Genomic DNA, 17,514 nt, shown 5'->3' on the forward strand with positions numbered 1-17,514 from the left:
ATCGCACCCTCCGCCGGCGTGACGCGGGGACAGCGGCCCGCCGAGTCAGGTCGGCTGGACGAAACTGTCGAGGACCATCTTCCGGCCGGCCTTGTCGAAGTCAACCGTGAGCTTGTTGCCGTCGACCGCCGCGACCGAGCCGGGGCCGAACTTCGTGTGGAAGACACGCGCGCCCGCTACGTAGTCTGACGCAGTGCCGGTCGACTTCGCCACCAGCGTTCCCTCGATCTGCCTGGGGGCGCCGCGCGCGCCGCGGCCCTCGCCGAAGCGGGGCTCGCCCGGGCGGCCCTGGCCGCCGAAGCGCTCCTGTCCGGCCGTGGCCGCCTGGGCGCGCTGCCAGCCGGGGGTCGCGTAGGAGGAGCCGAAGGGCGTCGCCTGCCGGTCGAAGCGCGAGGGGCCGTGGGAGAAGTTCGCCGGCGCCTCGATCACGCTCACGCTCGCCTCGGGCAATTCGTCGATGAAGCGGCTCGGCATGGTCGAGGACCACAGGCCGTGGATGCGGCGGTTGACCGCGAAGGAGATCTTGGCGCGCTTGCGGGCCCGGGTGAGCCCGACATGGGCGAGGCGCCGCTCCTCCTCCAGCCCGGCCCGGCCGCTCTCGTCGAGGGCGCGCTGGTTGGGAAACAGCCCGTCCTCCCAGCCCGGCAGGAAGACCGTGTCGAATTCGAGCCCCTTGGCGGCGTGCAGCGTCATCAGGCTGACGCGGTCGCCGCCCTCCGCCTCGTTGGCGTCCATCACCAGCGCGATGTGCTCCAGGAAGGCCGGCAGGTCGGGGAACTCCTCCAGCGAGCGCACCAGTTCCTTGAGGTTCTCCAGCCGGCCGGCGGCGTCGGCGGTGCGCTCCTTCTGCCACATCTCGGTGTAGCCGGATTCCTCCAGGATGATCTGGGCCACCTCGGCGTGGGGCCGCCCCTCCAGGAGCTTCGCCCAGCGGTCGAAGCACTGCACCAGGGCCCGCAGGGTCGAGCGGGGCTTGGGCTTCAGCTCCTCCGTCTCGACGATCAGCCGGGCCGCGTGCAGGAGCGGCACCGCGCGCCGCCGCGCGACACCGTGGAGGGCCTGCAGGGTGGCGTCGCCGAGCCCGCGCTTGGGCGTGTTGACGATGCGCTCGAAGGCGAGGTCGTCCGCCCCGTTGGCGGTCAGGCGCAGGTAGCCGAGCGCGTCGCGCACCTCGGCCCGCTCGTAGAAGCGCGGGCCGCCGATCACCCGGTAGGGCAGGCCGAGCTGGACGAAGCGGTCCTCGACCTCGCGCATCTGGGCGGAGGTGCGCACCAGCACGGCGATCTGCGCCAGGGGATGCTCCTGCCGCTGCAGGCCCTCGATGGTCTCCCCGATGAGGCGCGCCTCCTCCTCGGAATCCCAGGCGCCCGTCACCGTGACGGGCTCGCCCGCGCCGGCCTCCGTGCGCAGGGTCTTGCCGAGCCGCCCCTCGTTGTGGGCGATCAGCGTCGCCGCCGCGGCCAGGATGTGGCCCGTCGAGCGGTAGTTGCGCTCCAGCCGCACCACCACGGCGCCCGGGAAATCGTGCTCGAAGCGCAGGATGTTGTCGACCTCGGCGCCGCGCCAGCCGTAGATCGACTGGTCGTCGTCGCCCACGCAGCAGACGTTGCGGCGGCCCTGGGCCAGGAGCCGCAGCCAGAGATACTGCGCCACGTTGGTGTCCTGGTACTCGTCGACCAGGATGTAGCGGAAGCGGTCCTGGTAGCTCGCCAGGATGTCGGGATTCTCGCGCCAGAGCTTGAGGCAGAGCAGGAGCAGGTCGCCGAAATCGACCGCGTTGAGGGTGGCGAGGCGCTCCTGATAGGCGGCGTAGAGCGGCCCGCCCTTGCCGAAGCCGAAGGCGCCGGCCTCGCCGGCCGGCACCTGGTCGGGGGCGAGGCCGCGGTTCTTCCAGCCGTCGATGGCCTGGGCGAGGCCGCGGGCGGGCCAGCGCTTCTCGTCGATGCCCGCCGCCTCGATCACCTGCTTGAGCAGGCGCAGCTGGTCGTCGGTGCCCAGGATGGTGAAGTCGGATCGCAGCCCGACCAGCTCCGCGTGGCGGCGCAGGATCTTGGTGCCGATCGCGTGGAACGTGCCGAGCCAGGGCATGCCCTCGCCGGCCGCGCCGATCAGGCCGCCGATGCGCTCCTTCATCTCCCGCGCGGCCTTGTTGGTGAAGGTCACGGCCAGGATGTCGAAGGGCCGGGCGCGGCCGATGGCGATCAGGTGGGCGATGCGCGTGGTCAGCACCCGCGTCTTGCCGGTGCCCGCGCCGGCCAGGACCAGGACGGGCCCCTCCGTCGCCTCGACGGCGCGGCGCTGCTCCGGATTGAGCCCGTCGAGATAGGCCGCCCCGGGAGGCGCCACGGCGGCCCTCGCGCGGGCTGCGATCGAGGTGGGGGCGGGCGCCTCGGCCCCGGCGGCATCGCGAGTCATGGATTCATCACTGGACCAAAACGCGAACGGCGTCGAGGGTGGGCCGGCGAGGGGGCCGGCGAGGGGGCCGGCGAGGGGGCCGGCGAGGGGGCCGGACGGTGGCGCAGCGCCGCAGGGTCGCGGGGAACCCGAGACCGTCCCGGCGCGTCCCCCCATCGCCGATATCCGTGACCGTTCACAGCCTCGGGGTGTTCCCATGCGCGTCCATACCCTGCTGATCCTCGCGGCCGCCCTGGCGGCGAGCCCCGCCCTGGCCCAGAACCAGCGCGGCACCACCCGTGCCGAGCGCACGGTCGAGGGTCTCAACAACTCGATGAACTATCGCAGCGAATCGCGCGACATCCAGCAGCAGAACCGGTTCGAGACGAACCAGCTGCAGGGCCAGATCCGCCGCGAGCAGACGCTGCCGCTGCCGCCGGTGACCCCCGGCATCATCGCCCCGGCCCGGTGAGGGAGCCGGGCGGGGCGCGCCTCGGTCCGGCGCCGTCGCGGCACCGGGTCACCCGCCGGAGCCTCTCCGGCGGGTGACCGGGCGTTCCTATTCGAGGCTCAGCGCCACGAACCGCACCTCGCCCTGGGCGTTCGAGACCAGCAGCAGGGCGGATTTGCGGCCCTCCTTCTTGATCTGATCCAGGCGGCGGGTGACGTCCGAGGGTGAGTTCACCGGCTCCTGGCCGACCTCGACGATGAGGTCGCCGGCCTGGATGCGCTTGTCGGCCGCGTTCGAGTTCGGGTCGACGCGGGTGACTACCACCCCCTTCAGCCCGTCCTTGATGTTGAAGCGCCGCCGCGCCTCCTCGGAGAGGCCGGTCAGGTTGAGGCCGAGGGCCTGGCGCGTCACGTCGGCCTCGGGCTGGGGCCGGTTGAGGGCGGCGGGCTGGGGCTTGTCGTTGTCCTCCAGCCGCCCGAGGGTGACCGGCCGCGTCTGCTCCGCGCCCTTGCGGATCGTGAGCACGTCCACGGTCTTGCCGACCGGCGTCGTCGCCACGATGCGGGGCAGGTCGCTCGACGACTTCACCTCGACGCCGTTGAACTTCACGATCACGTCGCCGACCTCGAAGCCGGCGGTCTTGGCCGGGCCCTTCTCGTCGATGCCGGCGATCAGCGCGCCGCGGGCGCCGCCCTTGAGGCCGAGCGCCTCGGCGGTGGTGTCGTCGACGTTCTGGATCCGCACGCCGAGCCAGCCGCGACGGGTCTCGCCGTACTGGCGCAACTGCTCGATCACCGGGGCCGCCGTCGCGGTCGGGACCGCGAAGCCGATGCCGACCGAGCCGCCGGTCGGCGACAGGATCGCCGTGTTGATGCCGATCACCTCGCCGCTCATGTTGAACAGCGGACCGCCCGAATTGCCCTTGTTGATGGCCGCGTCGGTCTGGATGTAGTTGTCGTAGGGCCCCGAATCGATGTTGCGGCCGCGCGCCGAGACGATGCCGGCCGAGACCGAGCCGCCGAGGCCGAACGGGTTGCCGATCGCGATCACCCAGTCGCCCGGCCGCATCTTCTCGGAATCGCCGAGCGGCACCGCCTTGAGCGGCCGGTCCGCCTCCGGCTTGACCCGCAGCACCGCGATGTCGGTCTTGGAATCCTTGCCGACGATCTCCGCCTTCAGCTTGCGGCCGTCGTGCAGGATGACCTGGATGTCGTTGGCGTCGCCGATCACGTGGTTGTTCGTCACCACGATGCCGGAGGCGTCGATGATGAAGCCGGAGCCGAGCGAGTTCGACTTGCGCGGCTGGCGCGGCTGATCGCCGCCGCCCCGCCGGTTGAAGAAATCCTCGAACAGGTCCTCGAAGGGGGTGCCGGGGGGCAGCTGCGGCAGGGTGCGGCCGCGGGTCTCCACCGTCGTCGAGGCCGAGATGTTCACCACCGCGTCGGTGACCTGCTCGGTGAGGTCGGCGAGGGATTCGGGGCCCCTGGCGAGGGCCGCGGAGGGGAGCGCGGCGGTCCCGACCGAGAGCGCCAGGAGGGCGCCCGCGAGCGCCGGCAGCCGCCGTTTCGCGAAGGCTTCGGATCGGCGCGCGGGCGCGGACTCGGCAGCGGGCATCGGGAACCTCGTCTGAACGGCTGTGTCGGGCCATGCTGCCAGATCGGGCGGCCTCCGGGAAGCGGAGGGCCGACCGCCCGGCGGATCCCTTAGATCGTGGTCGCGCCCGAAGGATCAAGGGCGGCCCGGGCGTCTCCGGCCCGCCCCGGCGCGGTTTCGCCTAGCGGAGCAGGAGGCGCACCACCCCGACCACGATCACCCCCGCCACCGCGGAGACGACCCCGACGAGGCGCATCCGCTCCGCCGGGGTCTGGGCCGCCTCCAGCATGGCCCGCCGCATCGCCCCCGGGAAGGCCGCGCAGAGCAGGCCCTCGATCGCGAGCGCGAGCCCGAGCGCGGCGACGAGGTCGCGCACGGCCCTGCGCTACTGGCCGGGCGCCGGGGTACCCGGCGCCGGAGCCGGGCCGCTCGGCGCCGGGGCGCCGGACTGGCCCGGGGCGGGCGAGGCGGCGGCGGGACGCGACCGGCCCTGCGGGTCGTTGAAGTAGCGGAAGAAGTCCGAGCCGGGGCCGATCACCAGGCGGGTGTCGGGACCCGTGAGCCCCTTCTCGTAGGCCTGCATCGAGCGGTAGAAGGCGAAGAAGTCCGGATCCTGCCCGAAGGCCTGGGCCAGGATGCGGTTGCGGTCCGCGTCGCCCTCGCCGCGCAGCTGGTCGGCCTTCTGGCTCGCCTCGGCGACCAGCACCGTCACCTCGCGGTCGGCCCGCGCCCGGATCGTGGCCGCGTCGCGCTCGCCGTTCGCCCGCAGGTCGGCGGCCTCGCGCTGGCGCTCGGTCTGCATCCGGCCGTAGACCGCCTGGCTGTTGGCGGCCGGCAGGTCGACGCGGGTCAGGCGCAGGTCGATGATCTCGATGCCGAGATTCTTGGCCTGCCGGTTCACGTCCTCCTGGATGCGGTTCATCAGCGCCTCGCGCTGGGTCCGCACGATGGCGTCGCGCGAGGCGCTGGCGAGCACGTTGCGCATCGCCGCGTTGGTGAAGCTCGACAGGCGCTGATTGGCGACCTGCACGTTGTTCACCGCCTGATAGAAGCGCAGCGGGTCCGAGACCTTGTAGCGGGCGAAGGCGTCGACCTCGAGGTTCTGCCGGTCGGCCGAGAGCACGGTCTGCACCGGCAGGTCGAGGTCGAGCAGGCGCTTCTCGAACAGCACGACGGTCTCGAAGAACGGGATTTTGAAGTAGAGGCCGGGCCGGTCGGTGCCGGCCTGGTTCAGCACGGTGCGCACGCGGCCGAACTGCAGCACGAGGGCCTGCTGGGTCTGGCTCACCGTGAAGGCCGAGGCGTAGAGCAGGAGGGCCACGACGGCGATCAGGCCGATCGCGGCGGTCCGCAGGGCGTTGCTGCCGTTCATCGCGTCGTCCCCTGCGCTTGGCCGGCGCCGCGGGGCGCGGCGAGTTCGTTGAGCGGCAGGACCGGGATCACGCCCGGGGCGGCGGACCCGCCGGTTCCGGGCTGGTCGAGGATCACCTTGTTCACGCTGCCCAGCACCTTCTCCATCGTGTCGAGGAACATGCGCTCGCGGCTCACCGCGGGCGCGAGCTTGTAGGATTCGTAGACCTCGCGGAAGCGGCCCGCCTGGCCGGTCGCCTCGGCGGTGGCCTGCGACTTGTAGCCCTCGGCCTGCTGGATCATCTGCGAGGCGCGGCCCTCCGCCTGCGGCACGACGCGGCTCGCGTAGGTGCGGGCCTCGTTGCGGGCGCGCTCGGCGTCCTGCTGGGCGGCGTTCACGTCGACGAAGGCCTGGCGCACCTCCTGCGGCGGGCTCACGCCCTGGAGCTGCACCACGTTGATCAGCACGCCGGCCCCGTAGGAATCGAGCGCCCGCTGAATGATCTCCTGCACCTCCTGCGCGACGCTGGTCTGCTCGGTGGTGAGGATCGCCTGGATCTTGCGCCGGCCCACCACCTCGCGCATGGCGCTCTCGGCCACGGACTTGATAGTGCCCTCCGGGTTCTGGAGGTTGAACACGAATTCCTCGGCCTTGGCCGGGTTGACGCGCCACTGCACGTCGAAGTCGATGTCCACGATGTTGTCGTCGCCGGTGAGCATCAGGCTCTCCTCCGGCACGTCGCGCATCCGCTGCGGGCCGACGCCGGAGCGGTAGCCGATCTGGATGCTGTTCACCTGCCCGACATTCGGCTTCACCACGGCGCCGATCGGGTAGGGGAAATTGTAGCGCAGGCCCTCGCCGACCTGGCCGGTGTAGCGCCCGAACACCGTGTTGATGCCGACCTGGTTCGGCGCCACGGTGTAGAAGCCGGTCAGCAGCCAGACCGCGGCCACGATCAGCACCGCGAGCGCGATGCCGCGCCCTCCCACCGGGCCGCCGCCCGGCATCAGGGTCCGCAGCCGGTCCTGGCCGCGGCGCAGCAGATCCTCGAGATCGGGCGGCTGGTTGCCGCCGCCGCCGCTGCCCCAGGGCCCGCCGCCGTTGCCGCCGGGCCGGCCCCAGGGTCCGCCCCCGTTGCCGCCGGCGCCGCCGCCGCCACTCTGATTACTCCATGGCATGCTCGCCCACTTCCTTTCCCGGCCGGCACGCCTCTCGCTGTCGCGACCCGCGCGGCATCTTGAGTTGCTGTCAACGCTGTCCCCGCAGCGATATCGGCTGCGCTTGGCGGGAAAGCAACCTCCCGGGACCGGGCGAGGCCCCGGGCGGCGCCCCGGCGCCGGGGGTTCATCGCCGCACCCGGCGCCCGGATGGCCCGGACGGGCTCAAACGTGGCGGTCGAGGGTGACGAACCGGTAGGGATGCTCGTCCTCCGGGCCGGCCGGGTGCGCCTCGCTCGCGACCTCCCGGAAGCGGCCCGCCGGGATCTCGGGGAAGCGCGCGTCGCCCTCGGGCGCCGCCGCCACCTCGGTGAGTTCGATCCGGTCGGCGAGCGGCAGGGTCAGGGCGTAGATCTGCGCGCCGCCCGCCACCATCACCTCCTCGGCCTCCCCGACGAGGGCGAGCACCGCGTCCCAGCCGGCGGCCGTCTCGACGCCGGGCGCCGACCAGCCGGGATCGCGGGTCATCACGATGACCCGCCGGCCGGGAAGCGGCCGGCCAATCGAGTCCCAGGTCCGGCGGCCCATCACCACCGGCTTGCCCATCGTGAGGGCGCGGAAGCGCCGCAGGTCGCCGCGCAGGCGCCAGGCGAGGTCGTTGTCGCGGCCGATGACGCCGTTGCGCGCGACCGCGGCGATCAGGGTGACGCGGGGCACGGGGTCAGACCGCCACGGGCGCGCGGATCGCCGGATGCGGGTCGTAGCCCTCCAGGACCACGTCGTCATGGCGGAAATCGAAGAGCGAGCGCACCTGCGGGTTGAGGCGCAGCTGCGGCAGCGGCCGGTGGTCGCGGGCGAGCTGCTGGCGGGCCTGGGCGACGTGGTTCACGTAGAGGTGCGCGTCGCCGAGCGTGTGCACGAAGTCGCCCGGGACAAGGTCGAGCACCTGCGCCATCATGGCGGTGAGCAGCGCGTAGGAGGCGATGTTGAAGGGCACGCCCAGGAAGGCGTCCGCCGAGCGCTGGTAGAGCTGGCAGGAGAGGCGGCCCTGCGCGACGTAGAACTGGAACAGGCAGTGGCAGGGGGCCAGCGCCATGCGGTCGAGGTCGGCCGGGTTCCAGGCCGAGACCACGAGGCGGCGGGAATCCGGGTTGCGGCGGATCTCGTCGAGCACCCAGGCGATCTGGTCGAGGCTGCCGCCGTCGGGCTTGGCCCAGGAGCGCCACTGCTTGCCGTAGACCGGCCCGAGATCGCCGTGCTCGTCGGCCCACTCGTCCCAGATCGTCACCCCGTTCGACTGCAGGTAGGCGACGTTGGTGTCCCCGGCCAGGAACCAGAGCAGCTCGTGGATGATCGACTTCAGGTGCAGGCGCTTGGTGGTGACGAGCGGGAATCCCTCGGCGAGGTCGAAGCGCATCTGGTGGCCGAACACCGAGAGGGTGCCGGTCCCGGTGCGGTCGTGCTTCTCGACGCCGTCGTCGAGGATGCGCCGCAGGAGGTCGTGATAGGCGCGCATGGGCTGTGCTCCGAGGCCCTCCAGGATAGCGCAGTCCGCGTCCGCGGGTGAGCGGGCGGCGCCGCTTTTTCAGGGGACCGCGAGGGCCAGCATGGCGAGCACGATCGCGCCGTTGTTCACCGCGTGCAGGGCGATGCAGGCGGGCAGGCTGCCGGTGCGCAGCCGCACGAACCCGAGCACGAGGCCGAGGGGGAGCACGCTCAGCGGGCGGGCGGCGTGGCCGATCCCGTGGCTGAGCGCGAACAGGCCGGCGCTCAGGAGCACGACCGCGACCGGGCCGAGCCGCCCGGCCGCGCGGGCGAACAGGTCGCCCCGGAACAGCAACTCCTCGGCCACCGGCGCCAGGAGCACGAGCCACGCCACCCAGACCGCGAAGGCCGGGCCGGCGAGCGCCGCGGGCAGCCGGAACGCCGCCGCGGCGGGCTGGCCGGCGAGGAGCGCGAGGGCCGAGACCCAGCCGATCTGGAAGCCGGGCCAGAGCAGCAGCAGCAGGGGCAGGAGCGGTCCGCGGGGCGGCGCGGCGAGGCCGAGCGCCCCGGTCCAGCCCCGCCCGAAGCGCGCCCGCGCCCGCCAGACCACCAGGGCGGCGAGGATCGGCAGCGGCACGACCGCGAAGGTCAGGGCGTAGCGCTCGGCCTCGTCGAAGCCCGCGTACGGGAAGCCCCAGACCGAGAGGCCGACGCGGCGCAGCAGGCGGGCGGCCCCCGCCACCAGCGCGAAGGCCAGGAGCCCGGCCGCCACCAGGAAGAGCGGGGGGCGCAGGCCGAGGAGCGCCGCGGCGCCCAGCTCCCGCCAGGCGTTGCGGTCCCGCCAGGCGTTGCGGTCCTGCCAGGCGCCGCCGCGGGGCCCCGCCGCGGGGCCGCCGGGCCCCTCGGCGGGGCGTTCGCGCCCCGGCGCGGGAGGGGAGAAGGGCGGATCCGCCACAGGGGAGCGGGAAGGGTGATCGACGGGCTTCAAAACCGGCGCGCCTGCCTCTATATTCGGTAGGCCGGCCGCGAGGTCGGCTATGGCGATAAACGTTCTTCGCAATAAACCTATCGGACCCGGGGGCGGTACCCGGCGCCTCCACCCAAGCCCAGCCCGTTCCGGCGGGCTGGGCTTCGGCGGGGGCGAAATAGGATCGACGAGGGCGTAAAGGTTGGACTTTCGCTCGGCATGGTTCCGCCGTTATCGGGCCAATGCAATAGTTGCCAACGACAACTATGCTCCGGTGGCGGTCGCCGCGTAAGCGGTGCCCAAGACCAAACAAAGTCCTAGCGGTTAGCATCGCATAGGCGGGGTTCGGAGGCACCTGGCAACAGAAGCCTCCACTTTCCCTTCCACGACTCGCCGATGGATGCGGCACCGGGTAAGCGACCGCCGATGGCAGACGATCTGATTCGCTACGATCTCCTGGTGCAGGACGCCCTGCGCAGCGTTGTGCGCAAGGTTCTCGGCGACGCGGCCCGCGACGGGCTCGCGGGCGAGCATCACTTCTACGTGTCGTTCCGGACCGACTACCCGGGCGTGCGCATCTCCCAGCGCCTGCGCGAGAAGTACCCGCAGGACATGACGATCGTCCTGCAGCACCAGTTCTGGGACCTGGGGGTGACCGAGCACGCCTTCGAGGTGGGGCTGTCCTTCTCCGGCATCCCCGAGCGGCTTCTGGTGCCGTTCGAGGCGGTGACGGGCTTCTTCGACCCCTCGGTGCAGTTCGGCCTGAAATTCGAACTGGGCGAGGGGCAGGCGGGCGAGGAGAGTGCGGCGCCGGCCGCGAGCCCGGGAGCGAGCCTGCGGGCGATCCGCGGCGCGGGGTCCGAGCCGAGCGAGGCGGCCCCGAAGGTGCCGGCCCTCGCGGCGGCGCCGAAGATGCTGGGCGCCGACAAGCCGGAGGCGAAGCCCGCCGGCAAGGAGGCCGCCAAGGCCCCGGCCAAGCCGGCCGAGGAGCCCGCCGCCCCCGAGGGCGGGGCCTCCGTGGTGAGCCTCGACGCGTTCCGCAAGAAGAGCTGAGGCAGGGGCGCAGGGGTCCCCGGGGCGCAGGTCCCCGCTTCCCTCGGCCAAGCCGAATCGCATGGGGCCATTCGGCTTGGTCTCCTGGTGCCGCGTCATGTTTCGCTGACGCGGTCCTTCGGTTCGGCGGCGAACCGCCGACCATTTCGGCGCATGGTGCTTTATACCAACGGCTCAGGATGCGGACGCATCGAGCCGTTGATGCGCCTCGTATTTTCGATTTCAAGCCAAAGGCTTGGCGAACCGAAGGCTTGGCGAACCGAAGGCTTGGCGAACCGAAGGCTTGGCGAACATTCGAGAGCAGCACCACCGGTCATGAGAAATGACCGGTGGTCTTGGAACCCCCCGGGCGGCTCTGCGGCCCCCGCGGCTCGGCGCCCCCTACCGGCCGGATTCCCGCCGCGTCACCCGCATCCGCATGCCGTCCCGCGGCCGCAGCGTGACCCGGTGCAGGGGCACCACCGGCCCGGCCTCCGGCGAGCGGTCGAGGCGCACGGCGCGCAGGAGATGCGCCAGCACCAGCGTCGCCTCCATCAGCGAGAAGCTCATCCCGATGCAGACCCGCGGCCCCGCCCCGAACGGCAGGTAGGCGTAGCGGTCGATCCGGCCGCGGAACTCGGGCAGGAACCGCTCCGGCCGGTAGGCGTCCGGATCGTCCCACAGGCGGCGGTGGCGGTGCAGCACGTAGGGCGCCACCGTCACCAGCGAGCCGCGCGGGATCTTGATCCGCCCGAGTCGGTCGTCGGCGATCGCCTGCCGGCTCATGAAGGGCACCGGCGGGAAGAGCCGGATCGCCTCCTCCAGGGCCGCCCGCGTGAACGGGAAGGCGTCGGCGCGCGGCTGCGCCTCGGCCGCGAAGGCCGCGTCGATCTCGGCCTCGGCCCGGGCGCGGGAGGCCTCGTCCTGCGACAGGCAGTAGAGCGTCCAGGTCAGCGCGTTGGCGGTGGTCTCGTGGCCGGCCCCGATGAAGGTCACGATGTTGGCCTTCACCTCCAGGTCCGAGAGGCCCTGCCCCGTCTCGGGGTCCTGCGCCCGCAGGAGCAGCGTCATCAGGTCGTGCGGCGCCTCGCCCGCCGCGAGCAGCGCCCGGCGCCGCGCGATCAGCTCGTCCACCACCTCGGCGAAGAAGCGCAGGGCCGGCCGCGCCCGCAGCCGCCCGATCCGCGGCACCCAGTCGGGCATCCCGAACACGTCGAGGGGGTCGATCGGCCCGAGCGCCTCGAAGTAGCGGGTGATCGCCCGCCCGAGCGCGTCGGGGTCGCGCGGCAGCCCGTGCGTGAAGATCGTCCGCTCCAGCACGTCGAGGGTGACCCGGGTCATCTCCAGGGCCACGTCCACCGCCTGCCCGTCGCGCCGCGCGAGGCGCCGGGCGAGCACCGCCGCCGCCTCGCTCATCGGCGCCTGGAAGCCCGCCACGTGGCGGGCGGAGAAGATCGGCGCCAGCGTGCGCCGCTGCAGGCGCCACTCCTCGCCCTCGGCGGTGAGCAGCCCGTTGCCCAGGCCCGGCGCCAGGACGCGGCGCTGGAGGTCGTCCTTGCGGTAATTGGCGGCGTTGTCGACCAGGATGTGCCGGATCGCGGCCGGGTCGCTCACCACGGTGATCCGCCCGAGCGCCCCCTCCCCCGTCACGATCAGGTGCTCGAAATGCTCCCGGAACCACGTGGTGAGGGGATTCGCCCGCGCGGCGCGCAGGAAGGCGAACAGGTCCATCGGCTCCGTGCGCGGGCGGGGCACCGCCGGACGGAAGGGAGCCTGGGGAGGGCGGGCCTCTATCACGGCGTCTGACAGATCCTGTCTCCTGTCATGCTGGGGGCGGCCTCGCGCGGATCCGGCATCGCGCAAGGCGGATCTTTGGCTTAAGTAGGCGCCGTTTCGCTCTGCCAAAGAGGGCCACGATGTCGCCGACCGAGAAAGCCACCCGCACGGAATCCGACACGTTCGGGCCGATCGAAGTCCCGGCCGACCGCTACTGGGGGGCGCAGACCCAGCGCTCGATCCAGAATTTCCGCATCGGCACGGAGCGCATGCCCGCCCCGCTTGTGCACGCCCTCGGCCTCGTGAAGCAGGCGGCGGCGCTCGTGAACCGCGACCTCGGCGTGCTGGAGCCGCGGCTCGCCGAGGCCATCGCGGCCGCCTCCGCCGAGGTGGTCGAGGGGCGCCACGACGGCGAGTTCCCGCTGGTGGTCTGGCAGACCGGCTCGGGCACGCAGTCGAACATGAACGCCAACGAGGTGATCGCGAGCCTCGCCAACGAGCGGCTCGGCGGGCAGCGCGGCGGCAAGTCGCCGGTGCACCCGAACGACCACGTCAACCGCGGCCAATCCTCGAACGACACGTTCCCGACCGCGATGCACATCGCGGTGGCCCGCGAGATCAGCGACCGGCTGATGCCGGCGCTCCACCACCTGCACGCGGCCCTCGACGCCAAGGCGCAGGACTTCGCCGGGATCGTCAAGATCGGCCGCACCCACCTGCAGGACGCGACCCCGGTCACGCTCGGCCAGGAATTCTCCGGCTACGCCGCCCAGGTGGCCCTCGGCGGCGCGCGCGTCGGGGCGGCGCTGCCCGGCGTGCTGGCCCTCGCCCAGGGCGGCACCGCGGTCGGCACCGGCCTCAACGCCCATCCGGACTTCGCCGAGCGCTTCGCCGCCAAGGTGGCGGAGCTGACCGGCCTGCCCTTCACCTCGGCGCAGAACAAGTTCGAGGCCCTCGCCACCCACGACGCGCTCGTCTTCGCCCAGGGGGCGCTCACCAGCCTGGCGAGCGGCCTGTTCAAGATCGCCAACGACATCCGCCTGATGGGCTCCGGCCCGCGCTCCGGCCTCGGCGAGATCTCGCTGCCCGAGAACGAGCCCGGCTCCTCGATCATGCCCGGCAAGGTCAACCCGACCCAGGCCGAGGCGATGACCATGGTCTGCGCCCAGGTGATCGGCAACGGCACCACCGTCTCGGTGGCGGGCAGCCAGGGCCATTTCGAGCTCAACGTGTTCAAGCCGGTCATCGCCAACGCGGTGCTGCAATCGGTGCGCCTCCTGGCCGACGCGGCGGTGAGCTTCGCGGACAATTGCGTCGTCGGGATCAAGCCGAACCACGACCGCATCGCCGACCTGATGAGCCGCTCGCTGATGCTGGTGACCGCGCTCGCGCCGACGATCGGCTACGACAAGGCCGCCGAGATCGCCAAGACCGCCCACAAGAACGGCACTACGCTCAAGGAGGAGGCGCTGCGCCTCGGCTACGTCACGGCCGAGCAGTTCGACGCCGTGGTGCGGCCCGAGACGATGCTGGCGCCGAGCGCGGAGTAGCCGATGGCCGAGATCATCAACCTGCGCCGGGCCCGCAAGGCCCGGGCCCGGCAGACCGAGGAGGCGAGGGCGGAGGAGAACCGCGTCGCCTTCGGGCGGCCGAAGGCCGCGCGGACGCTCGCCGAGTCCCGCCGCGCGATCGAGACCGCCCGCCACGAGGGCCACCGGCTCGAGGGCCCGCCCGAGGACCGGCCCGGGGTGACCGATCCGTCGGAATGACGGGATCGGCGGCCGGCCTGCGCAAGCGCTCGGTGATGATCGCCGGGCACCGCACCAGCGTGTCGCTGGAGGACCCGTTCTGGGAGGCGCTCCAGCGGCTCGCGCGGGCGCGCGGCCTCTCCGTCCCGGCGCTGATCGGGCGCATCGACGCCGGGCGCGCGGGGCAGAACCTCTCCTCGGCGATCCGGGTCTTCGTGCTGCGCGCCCTGCAGGAGGAGGCGGGCGGGCCGGAGGCGCCGACCTGACCGCGACGGGATCGGCGCTTCACGCGGCGATGCACAGGGCGCGCCGCATCATGTCGAGATGGGCCGCGTAGTAGCCCTGAAGCTCGAGCGGGTGCGCCTCCCCGAACAGGCTGAGCCAGGTCGAGGCCATCATCACCGGCGAGAACAGCAGGTGCGGATAGGCCTCCTCGACGCCCGGGCGGAACTCGCCGCGCGCGACGCCGTAGCGCATCACCGCCCGCATCCGCTCCACCGCCGGGCCGATCACCTCGTCGTGCCAGCGCTCCGCCAGGCTCGGGAAGCGGCCGGCCTCCGCCATCAGCAGGCGCAGCAATTCCCGGCCCCGCCGGTCTGCCACCATGTGGTCGTAGACGAAGCGGAAATGCGCGCGCAGGATGTCCATCGCGGTGCCCTGCGGCGCGTGCGTCAGGGCCGCGATGTTCTCCATCGTCGGGCGCACCATCTCCTTGAAGGTGGCGACGAACAGGTCCTCCTTGCTCGGGAAGTAGACGTAGATCGTGCCCTTGGTGATGCCGGCGCGGGCCGCCACGTCGTCGAGGCGCGTCGCCGCGTAGCCCCTGCGGGCGAATTCTTCGAAGGCCGCGTCCAGGATCTCCCCCGGACGGGCCTCCTTGCGCCGCTGCCGCGGCCCGTGCCGTGCCGCCTCCATCGCTCCCCCTATTGACCAACCAGTCAGTCACTAGTACCAAGGCGCCGCGAAGAGCAAGAGCCGTCCCCCGTTCGAGGAGCGCGGCGCCGCTTCGCCACGAACATCCTTGCCCCGCGCGGGGCTCGCGACAGGTCTCCGGTTGACGTAAGGTCGCCAGGGGGCCTGGAAGGAGCGGCCGCTCCGCCCCCTCGCGGCCGCTCCTTCACGGTTCTCCGCCTCGGCATCATGCGCCGACGCGGTCCCGGGCTCGCCGGAAAAACCATGCACCGACAAGACTCTCAAACGAATCGCCGCATGCCGTTCCGGTGGGCCGCCACCCATGGAGCCTTCGTTCCCATGCCGCTCCTCCCCATGCTTCGCCTGATTCGCGCGGCGCTCCTCGCGGGCGCGGCGCTCGGCCCCGCCGCGGCGGCCGGCGCCCCGGCCGACGCGACGCCGCCGCCCTCGCTCGCCGCCGTCAAGACCGTCACGGCCGCCCGCACCGACGTGGCGGGCGAGGTCGTGCTGTCCGGCGACGTCCAGGCCAAGTTCCTCAGCACCGTCGCGTTCCGCGTGACCGGCAAGATCGCCGAGCGCCTCGCCGAGGTCGGCGACCACGTGGGGGCCGACCAGGTGCTGGCCCGGCTCGAACCGCAGGAGCAGCGGGTCAACGTCGAGACCGCCGAGGCGGCCCTGTCCTCGGCGGAGGCGCTGCTGACCCAGGCCAAGGTGAATTTCGAGCGCCAGCAGGCGCTCATGCGCAGCGGCTACACGACCCGCAGCAGCTACGACCAGGCCGAGCAGCAGCTGCGCACCAGCCAGGCCTCGGTCGATTCGGCCCGCGCCGCCCTCGGCTCGGCCCGGGAGCAATTCACCTACACGGAGCTGCGGGCCGGGGTCGCCGGCATCATCACGGCCCGCAACGCCGAGGCCGGGCAGGTCGTCTCCTCGGGCCAGACCGTGTTCACCCTGGCGCATGACGGCCCCCGCGACGCGGTCTTCATCGTGCCCGAGACCCTGCTGACCACCCCGCCGGCGGGCGGCAGGATCGAGATCAGCCTGCAGGCCGATCCGCGCATCCGCACCACCGGCGCGGTGCGGGAGATCTCGCCGACCATCGACCCCGGCACCGGCGGCGTGCGGGTGAGGATCGGCCTCGATTCCGTGCCGCCCGAGATGAGCCTGGGCGCGGTCGTGCTCGGGCGCGGGCGCTTCCGGCCGCGGCAGGCCGTGACCCTGCCCTGGAGCGCGCTCTTCCGCTGGAAGGACGCGCCCGCCGTCTGGGTGCTCGATCCGGGCTCCGGCACGGTGACGCCGAGGCCGGTCGAGATCGCCCGCTACGCCGGCTCCGCCATCGTGCTGGCCGGGGGCGTCGAGGCGGGCGAGCAGGTCGTCACCGCGGGGATCCAGTTCCTGCGCCCGGGCCAGCGCGTCGCCGCCGCCGGGGAGGGCGCGCCGTGAGGCCCCTCCTCCTCACCGCCGCGCTCCTCACCGCCGCGCTCCTGGCGCTCGCCGGCTGCCAGCAGGAGAAGGCCGAGGCGCCCCCGCCCGTGCGCCCCGTCCTCGCCGTGGCGGCGGAGCGCCAGGCGAGCGAGACCTTCGGCCCCTTCGCGGGCACGGTGGAGCCGCGCTACCAGACCCAGATGGGCTTCCGCATCGGCGGCCGCATCGTCGCCCGCGACGTCTATGTCGGGGACCTCGTCGCCAAGGGCACGCGGCTCGCCGCCCTCGATCCCACGGTGCAGCAATTCGCCCTGCTGCGGGCCCGGGCCGACGTGGCGGATGCGCAGGCCCAGGTCCAGAACACCACCGCGGCCGAGAGCCGCCAGCGCACCCTGTTCGAGAACGGCAGCGCGGTGACGCAGGCCCAGCTCGACGCCGCGGTCGCCGCCCGCGACACCGCCACCGCGCGCCTCGCCCAGGTCAGGGCGGCCCTCCAGAAGGCGGAGGACGAACTCGGCTACGCGACGCTCACCGCCGATTTCGACGGCGTCGTCACCGCCTGGAGCGCCGAGGTCGGGCAGGTCGTGCCGGCCGGGCAGGCGGTGGTCACGGTGGCGCGGCCCGACATCCGCGAGGCCGTCGTCGACATCCCGGACGCGCTGATGGGCGAGGTGCCGCGCGAGGCGGTCTTCACGGTGACGCTGCTCTCCGCGCCCGGCCTCACGGCGCGGGGCCGGGTGCGGGAGATCGGGCCGCTCGCCGAGGCGTCCACCCGCACCCGGCGCGTACGCATGACGCTGGTCGACCCCTCCCCCGCCTTCCGCCTCGGCACCACCGTGACGGTCGCGCTGGAGCGGCGGATCGCCCCCCGCATCCCCCTCCCCTCCACGGCCCTCCTCGACCCGGAGGGCCGCCCCGCGGTCTGGGTCGTGGCGGCGGACGGCAAGTCGGTCCGGCGCCGGGACGTGACGCTGGTCGGGCGGGCCGGGGACCGGGTCTTCGTGGGCGAGGGGCTCGCGGCCGGCGAGCGGGTCGTCGTCGCGGGCGTGCACAGCCTGAAGGAGGGCCAGGCCGTGCGGCTGCCCGAGGCCGGGCTGTGATCTGCTTTCCGGACGATCACGTCCGGACAGCGGATGCCAAGCCCGCGCGGCGCGTGAGCGACGCCGACATCCGCATGGCGACGCAATCCGTCGGATGTCGGATGACGCCGTGCGGCGCGGCCG

The 17,514-nt window shown here is 72.8% G+C and carries 17 protein-coding genes and 1 other RNA gene; 8 read left to right on the forward strand and 10 right to left on the reverse strand.

The window, feature by feature from the left end; all coding sequences use genetic code 11:
• Positions 1 to 45: 45 nt before the first annotated feature.
• Positions 46 to 2,415, reverse strand: coding sequence for an ATP-dependent helicase (locus M446_RS05160; RefSeq protein ID WP_012331029.1), 2,370 nt, complete (start codon positions 2,413 to 2,415; stop codon positions 46 to 48).
• Positions 2,416 to 2,611: 196 nt separating this feature from the next.
• On the opposite strand from M446_RS05160, the gene M446_RS05170 reads away from it, so the two are divergent.
• Positions 2,612 to 2,866 carry a hypothetical protein gene (locus tag M446_RS05170; protein ID WP_012331030.1) on the forward strand — a complete coding sequence of 85 codons (255 nt, stop codon included), beginning with the start codon at positions 2,612 to 2,614 and terminating at the stop codon, positions 2,864 to 2,866.
• An 87-nt stretch (positions 2,867 to 2,953) separates the two neighbouring features.
• Here M446_RS05170 and M446_RS05175 read toward each other — a convergent pair whose 3' ends face one another.
• The 7 genes from M446_RS05175 to M446_RS05205 form a co-directional block, all read right to left on the reverse strand.
• A complete protein-coding gene (locus tag M446_RS05175; protein ID WP_012331031.1) occupies positions 2,954 to 4,459 on the reverse strand; it encodes a DegQ family serine endoprotease in 1,506 nt (501 codons plus the stop codon).
• 160 nt (positions 4,460 to 4,619) lie between these two features.
• The gene (locus M446_RS05180; RefSeq protein WP_012331032.1) at positions 4,620 to 4,814 is read right to left on the reverse strand and encodes a DUF2065 family protein; all 195 of its coding nucleotides are present in this window, start codon (positions 4,812 to 4,814) and stop codon (positions 4,620 to 4,622) included.
• Between the two features lie 9 nt (positions 4,815 to 4,823).
• Positions 4,824 to 5,810: a protease modulator HflC gene (gene hflC, locus M446_RS05185; protein ID WP_012331033.1), complete on the reverse strand. Its 987-nt coding sequence runs from the start codon at positions 5,808 to 5,810 to the stop codon at positions 4,824 to 4,826.
• Complete coding sequence (gene hflK / locus M446_RS05190) at positions 5,807 to 6,967, reverse strand: FtsH protease activity modulator HflK (RefSeq protein WP_012331034.1); 1,161 nt, start codon at positions 6,965 to 6,967, stop codon at positions 5,807 to 5,809. Before hflK ends, hflC begins: the two co-directional genes overlap by 4 nt.
• A gap of 204 nt (positions 6,968 to 7,171) precedes the next feature.
• Positions 7,172 to 7,663, reverse strand: a complete 492-nt coding sequence (locus tag M446_RS05195) for a dihydrofolate reductase (protein WP_012331035.1) — start codon at positions 7,661 to 7,663, stop codon at positions 7,172 to 7,174.
• 4 nt (positions 7,664 to 7,667) lie between these two features.
• Positions 7,668 to 8,462 (reverse strand): thymidylate synthase, encoded by a 795-nt coding sequence (locus M446_RS05200; protein ID WP_012331036.1) that lies wholly within the window; start codon positions 8,460 to 8,462, stop codon positions 7,668 to 7,670.
• Between the two features lie 69 nt (positions 8,463 to 8,531).
• Positions 8,532 to 9,386, reverse strand: coding sequence for a CPBP family intramembrane glutamic endopeptidase (locus M446_RS05205; protein WP_012331037.1), 855 nt, complete (start codon positions 9,384 to 9,386; stop codon positions 8,532 to 8,534).
• A 24-nt stretch (positions 9,387 to 9,410) separates the two neighbouring features.
• On the opposite strand from M446_RS05205, the gene ssrA reads away from it, so the two are divergent.
• Together ssrA and M446_RS05210 are read left to right on the forward strand one after the other, a co-directional pair.
• Positions 9,411 to 9,774, forward strand: a transfer-messenger RNA (tmRNA) gene (ssrA, locus tag M446_RS34445).
• A gap of 50 nt (positions 9,775 to 9,824) precedes the next feature.
• Complete coding sequence (locus M446_RS05210; protein ID WP_012331038.1) at positions 9,825 to 10,451, forward strand: SspB family protein; 627 nt, start codon at positions 9,825 to 9,827, stop codon at positions 10,449 to 10,451.
• 381 nt (positions 10,452 to 10,832) lie between these two features.
• On the opposite strand, the gene M446_RS05215 is transcribed toward M446_RS05210, so the two are convergent.
• Positions 10,833 to 12,161, reverse strand: coding sequence for a cytochrome P450 (locus M446_RS05215; protein WP_236728785.1), 1,329 nt, complete (start codon positions 12,159 to 12,161; stop codon positions 10,833 to 10,835).
• Between the two features lie 185 nt (positions 12,162 to 12,346).
• Here M446_RS05215 and fumC point away from each other — a divergent pair, with 185 nt between their 5' ends.
• From fumC to M446_RS05230, 3 genes are read left to right on the forward strand one after another with little or no spacing between them, the layout of a single operon-like run.
• A complete protein-coding gene (gene fumC, locus M446_RS05220; RefSeq protein ID WP_012331040.1) occupies positions 12,347 to 13,756 on the forward strand; it encodes a class II fumarate hydratase in 1,410 nt (469 codons plus the stop codon).
• Between the two features lie 3 nt (positions 13,757 to 13,759).
• Positions 13,760 to 13,975, forward strand: coding sequence for a DUF4169 family protein (locus tag M446_RS05225; RefSeq protein ID WP_012331041.1), 216 nt, complete (start codon positions 13,760 to 13,762; stop codon positions 13,973 to 13,975).
• Positions 13,972 to 14,220, forward strand: a complete 249-nt coding sequence (locus M446_RS05230) for a ribbon-helix-helix domain-containing protein (RefSeq protein WP_012331042.1) — start codon at positions 13,972 to 13,974, stop codon at positions 14,218 to 14,220. Before M446_RS05225 ends, M446_RS05230 begins: the two co-directional genes overlap by 4 nt.
• Positions 14,221 to 14,239: 19 nt before the next feature.
• On the opposite strand, the gene M446_RS05235 is transcribed toward M446_RS05230, so the two are convergent.
• Positions 14,240 to 14,869 (reverse strand): TetR/AcrR family transcriptional regulator, encoded by a 630-nt coding sequence (locus M446_RS05235; RefSeq protein ID WP_012331043.1) that lies wholly within the window; start codon positions 14,867 to 14,869, stop codon positions 14,240 to 14,242.
• A gap of 336 nt (positions 14,870 to 15,205) precedes the next feature.
• Here M446_RS05235 and M446_RS05240 point away from each other — a divergent pair, with 336 nt between their 5' ends.
• Complete coding sequence (locus tag M446_RS05240) at positions 15,206 to 16,309, forward strand: efflux RND transporter periplasmic adaptor subunit (protein ID WP_012331044.1); 1,104 nt, start codon at positions 15,206 to 15,208, stop codon at positions 16,307 to 16,309.
• The gene (locus M446_RS05245) at positions 16,306 to 17,391 is read left to right on the forward strand and encodes an efflux RND transporter periplasmic adaptor subunit (protein ID WP_012331045.1); all 1,086 of its coding nucleotides are present in this window, start codon (positions 16,306 to 16,308) and stop codon (positions 17,389 to 17,391) included. The genes M446_RS05240 and M446_RS05245 overlap by 4 nt, the downstream gene beginning before the upstream one ends.
• Positions 17,392 to 17,514: the final 123 nt, after the last annotated feature.

Source organism: Methylobacterium sp. 4-46, assembly GCF_000019365.1.
In the GTDB taxonomy this organism is placed as follows: Bacteria; Pseudomonadota; Alphaproteobacteria; order Rhizobiales; family Beijerinckiaceae; genus Methylobacterium.

Coding starts and splice junctions, on each gene's coding strand:
- M446_RS05240 (WP_012331044.1), top strand. CDS start 15,206: ATGCCGCTCCTCCCCATGCTTCGCCTGATTCGCGCGGCGCTCCTCGCG.
- M446_RS05170 (WP_012331030.1), top strand. CDS start 2,612: ATGCGCGTCCATACCCTGCTGATCCTCGCGGCCGCCCTGGCGGCGAGC.
- M446_RS05235 (WP_012331043.1), bottom strand. CDS start 14,869: ATGGAGGCGGCACGGCACGGGCCGCGGCAGCGGCGCAAGGAGGCCCGT.
- M446_RS05215 (WP_236728785.1), bottom strand. CDS start 12,161: ATGGACCTGTTCGCCTTCCTGCGCGCCGCGCGGGCGAATCCCCTCACC.
- fumC (WP_012331040.1), top strand. CDS start 12,347: ATGTCGCCGACCGAGAAAGCCACCCGCACGGAATCCGACACGTTCGGG.
- M446_RS05225 (WP_012331041.1), top strand. CDS start 13,760: ATGGCCGAGATCATCAACCTGCGCCGGGCCCGCAAGGCCCGGGCCCGG.
- M446_RS05160 (WP_012331029.1), bottom strand. CDS start 2,415: ATGACTCGCGATGCCGCCGGGGCCGAGGCGCCCGCCCCCACCTCGATC.
- M446_RS05210 (WP_012331038.1), top strand. CDS start 9,825: ATGGCAGACGATCTGATTCGCTACGATCTCCTGGTGCAGGACGCCCTG.
- M446_RS05230 (WP_012331042.1), top strand. CDS start 13,972: ATGACGGGATCGGCGGCCGGCCTGCGCAAGCGCTCGGTGATGATCGCC.
- M446_RS05200 (WP_012331036.1), bottom strand. CDS start 8,462: ATGCGCGCCTATCACGACCTCCTGCGGCGCATCCTCGACGACGGCGTC.
- hflK (WP_012331034.1), bottom strand. CDS start 6,967: ATGCCATGGAGTAATCAGAGTGGCGGCGGCGGCGCCGGCGGCAACGGG.
- hflC (WP_012331033.1), bottom strand. CDS start 5,810: ATGAACGGCAGCAACGCCCTGCGGACCGCCGCGATCGGCCTGATCGCC.
- M446_RS05175 (WP_012331031.1), bottom strand. CDS start 4,459: ATGCCCGCTGCCGAGTCCGCGCCCGCGCGCCGATCCGAAGCCTTCGCG.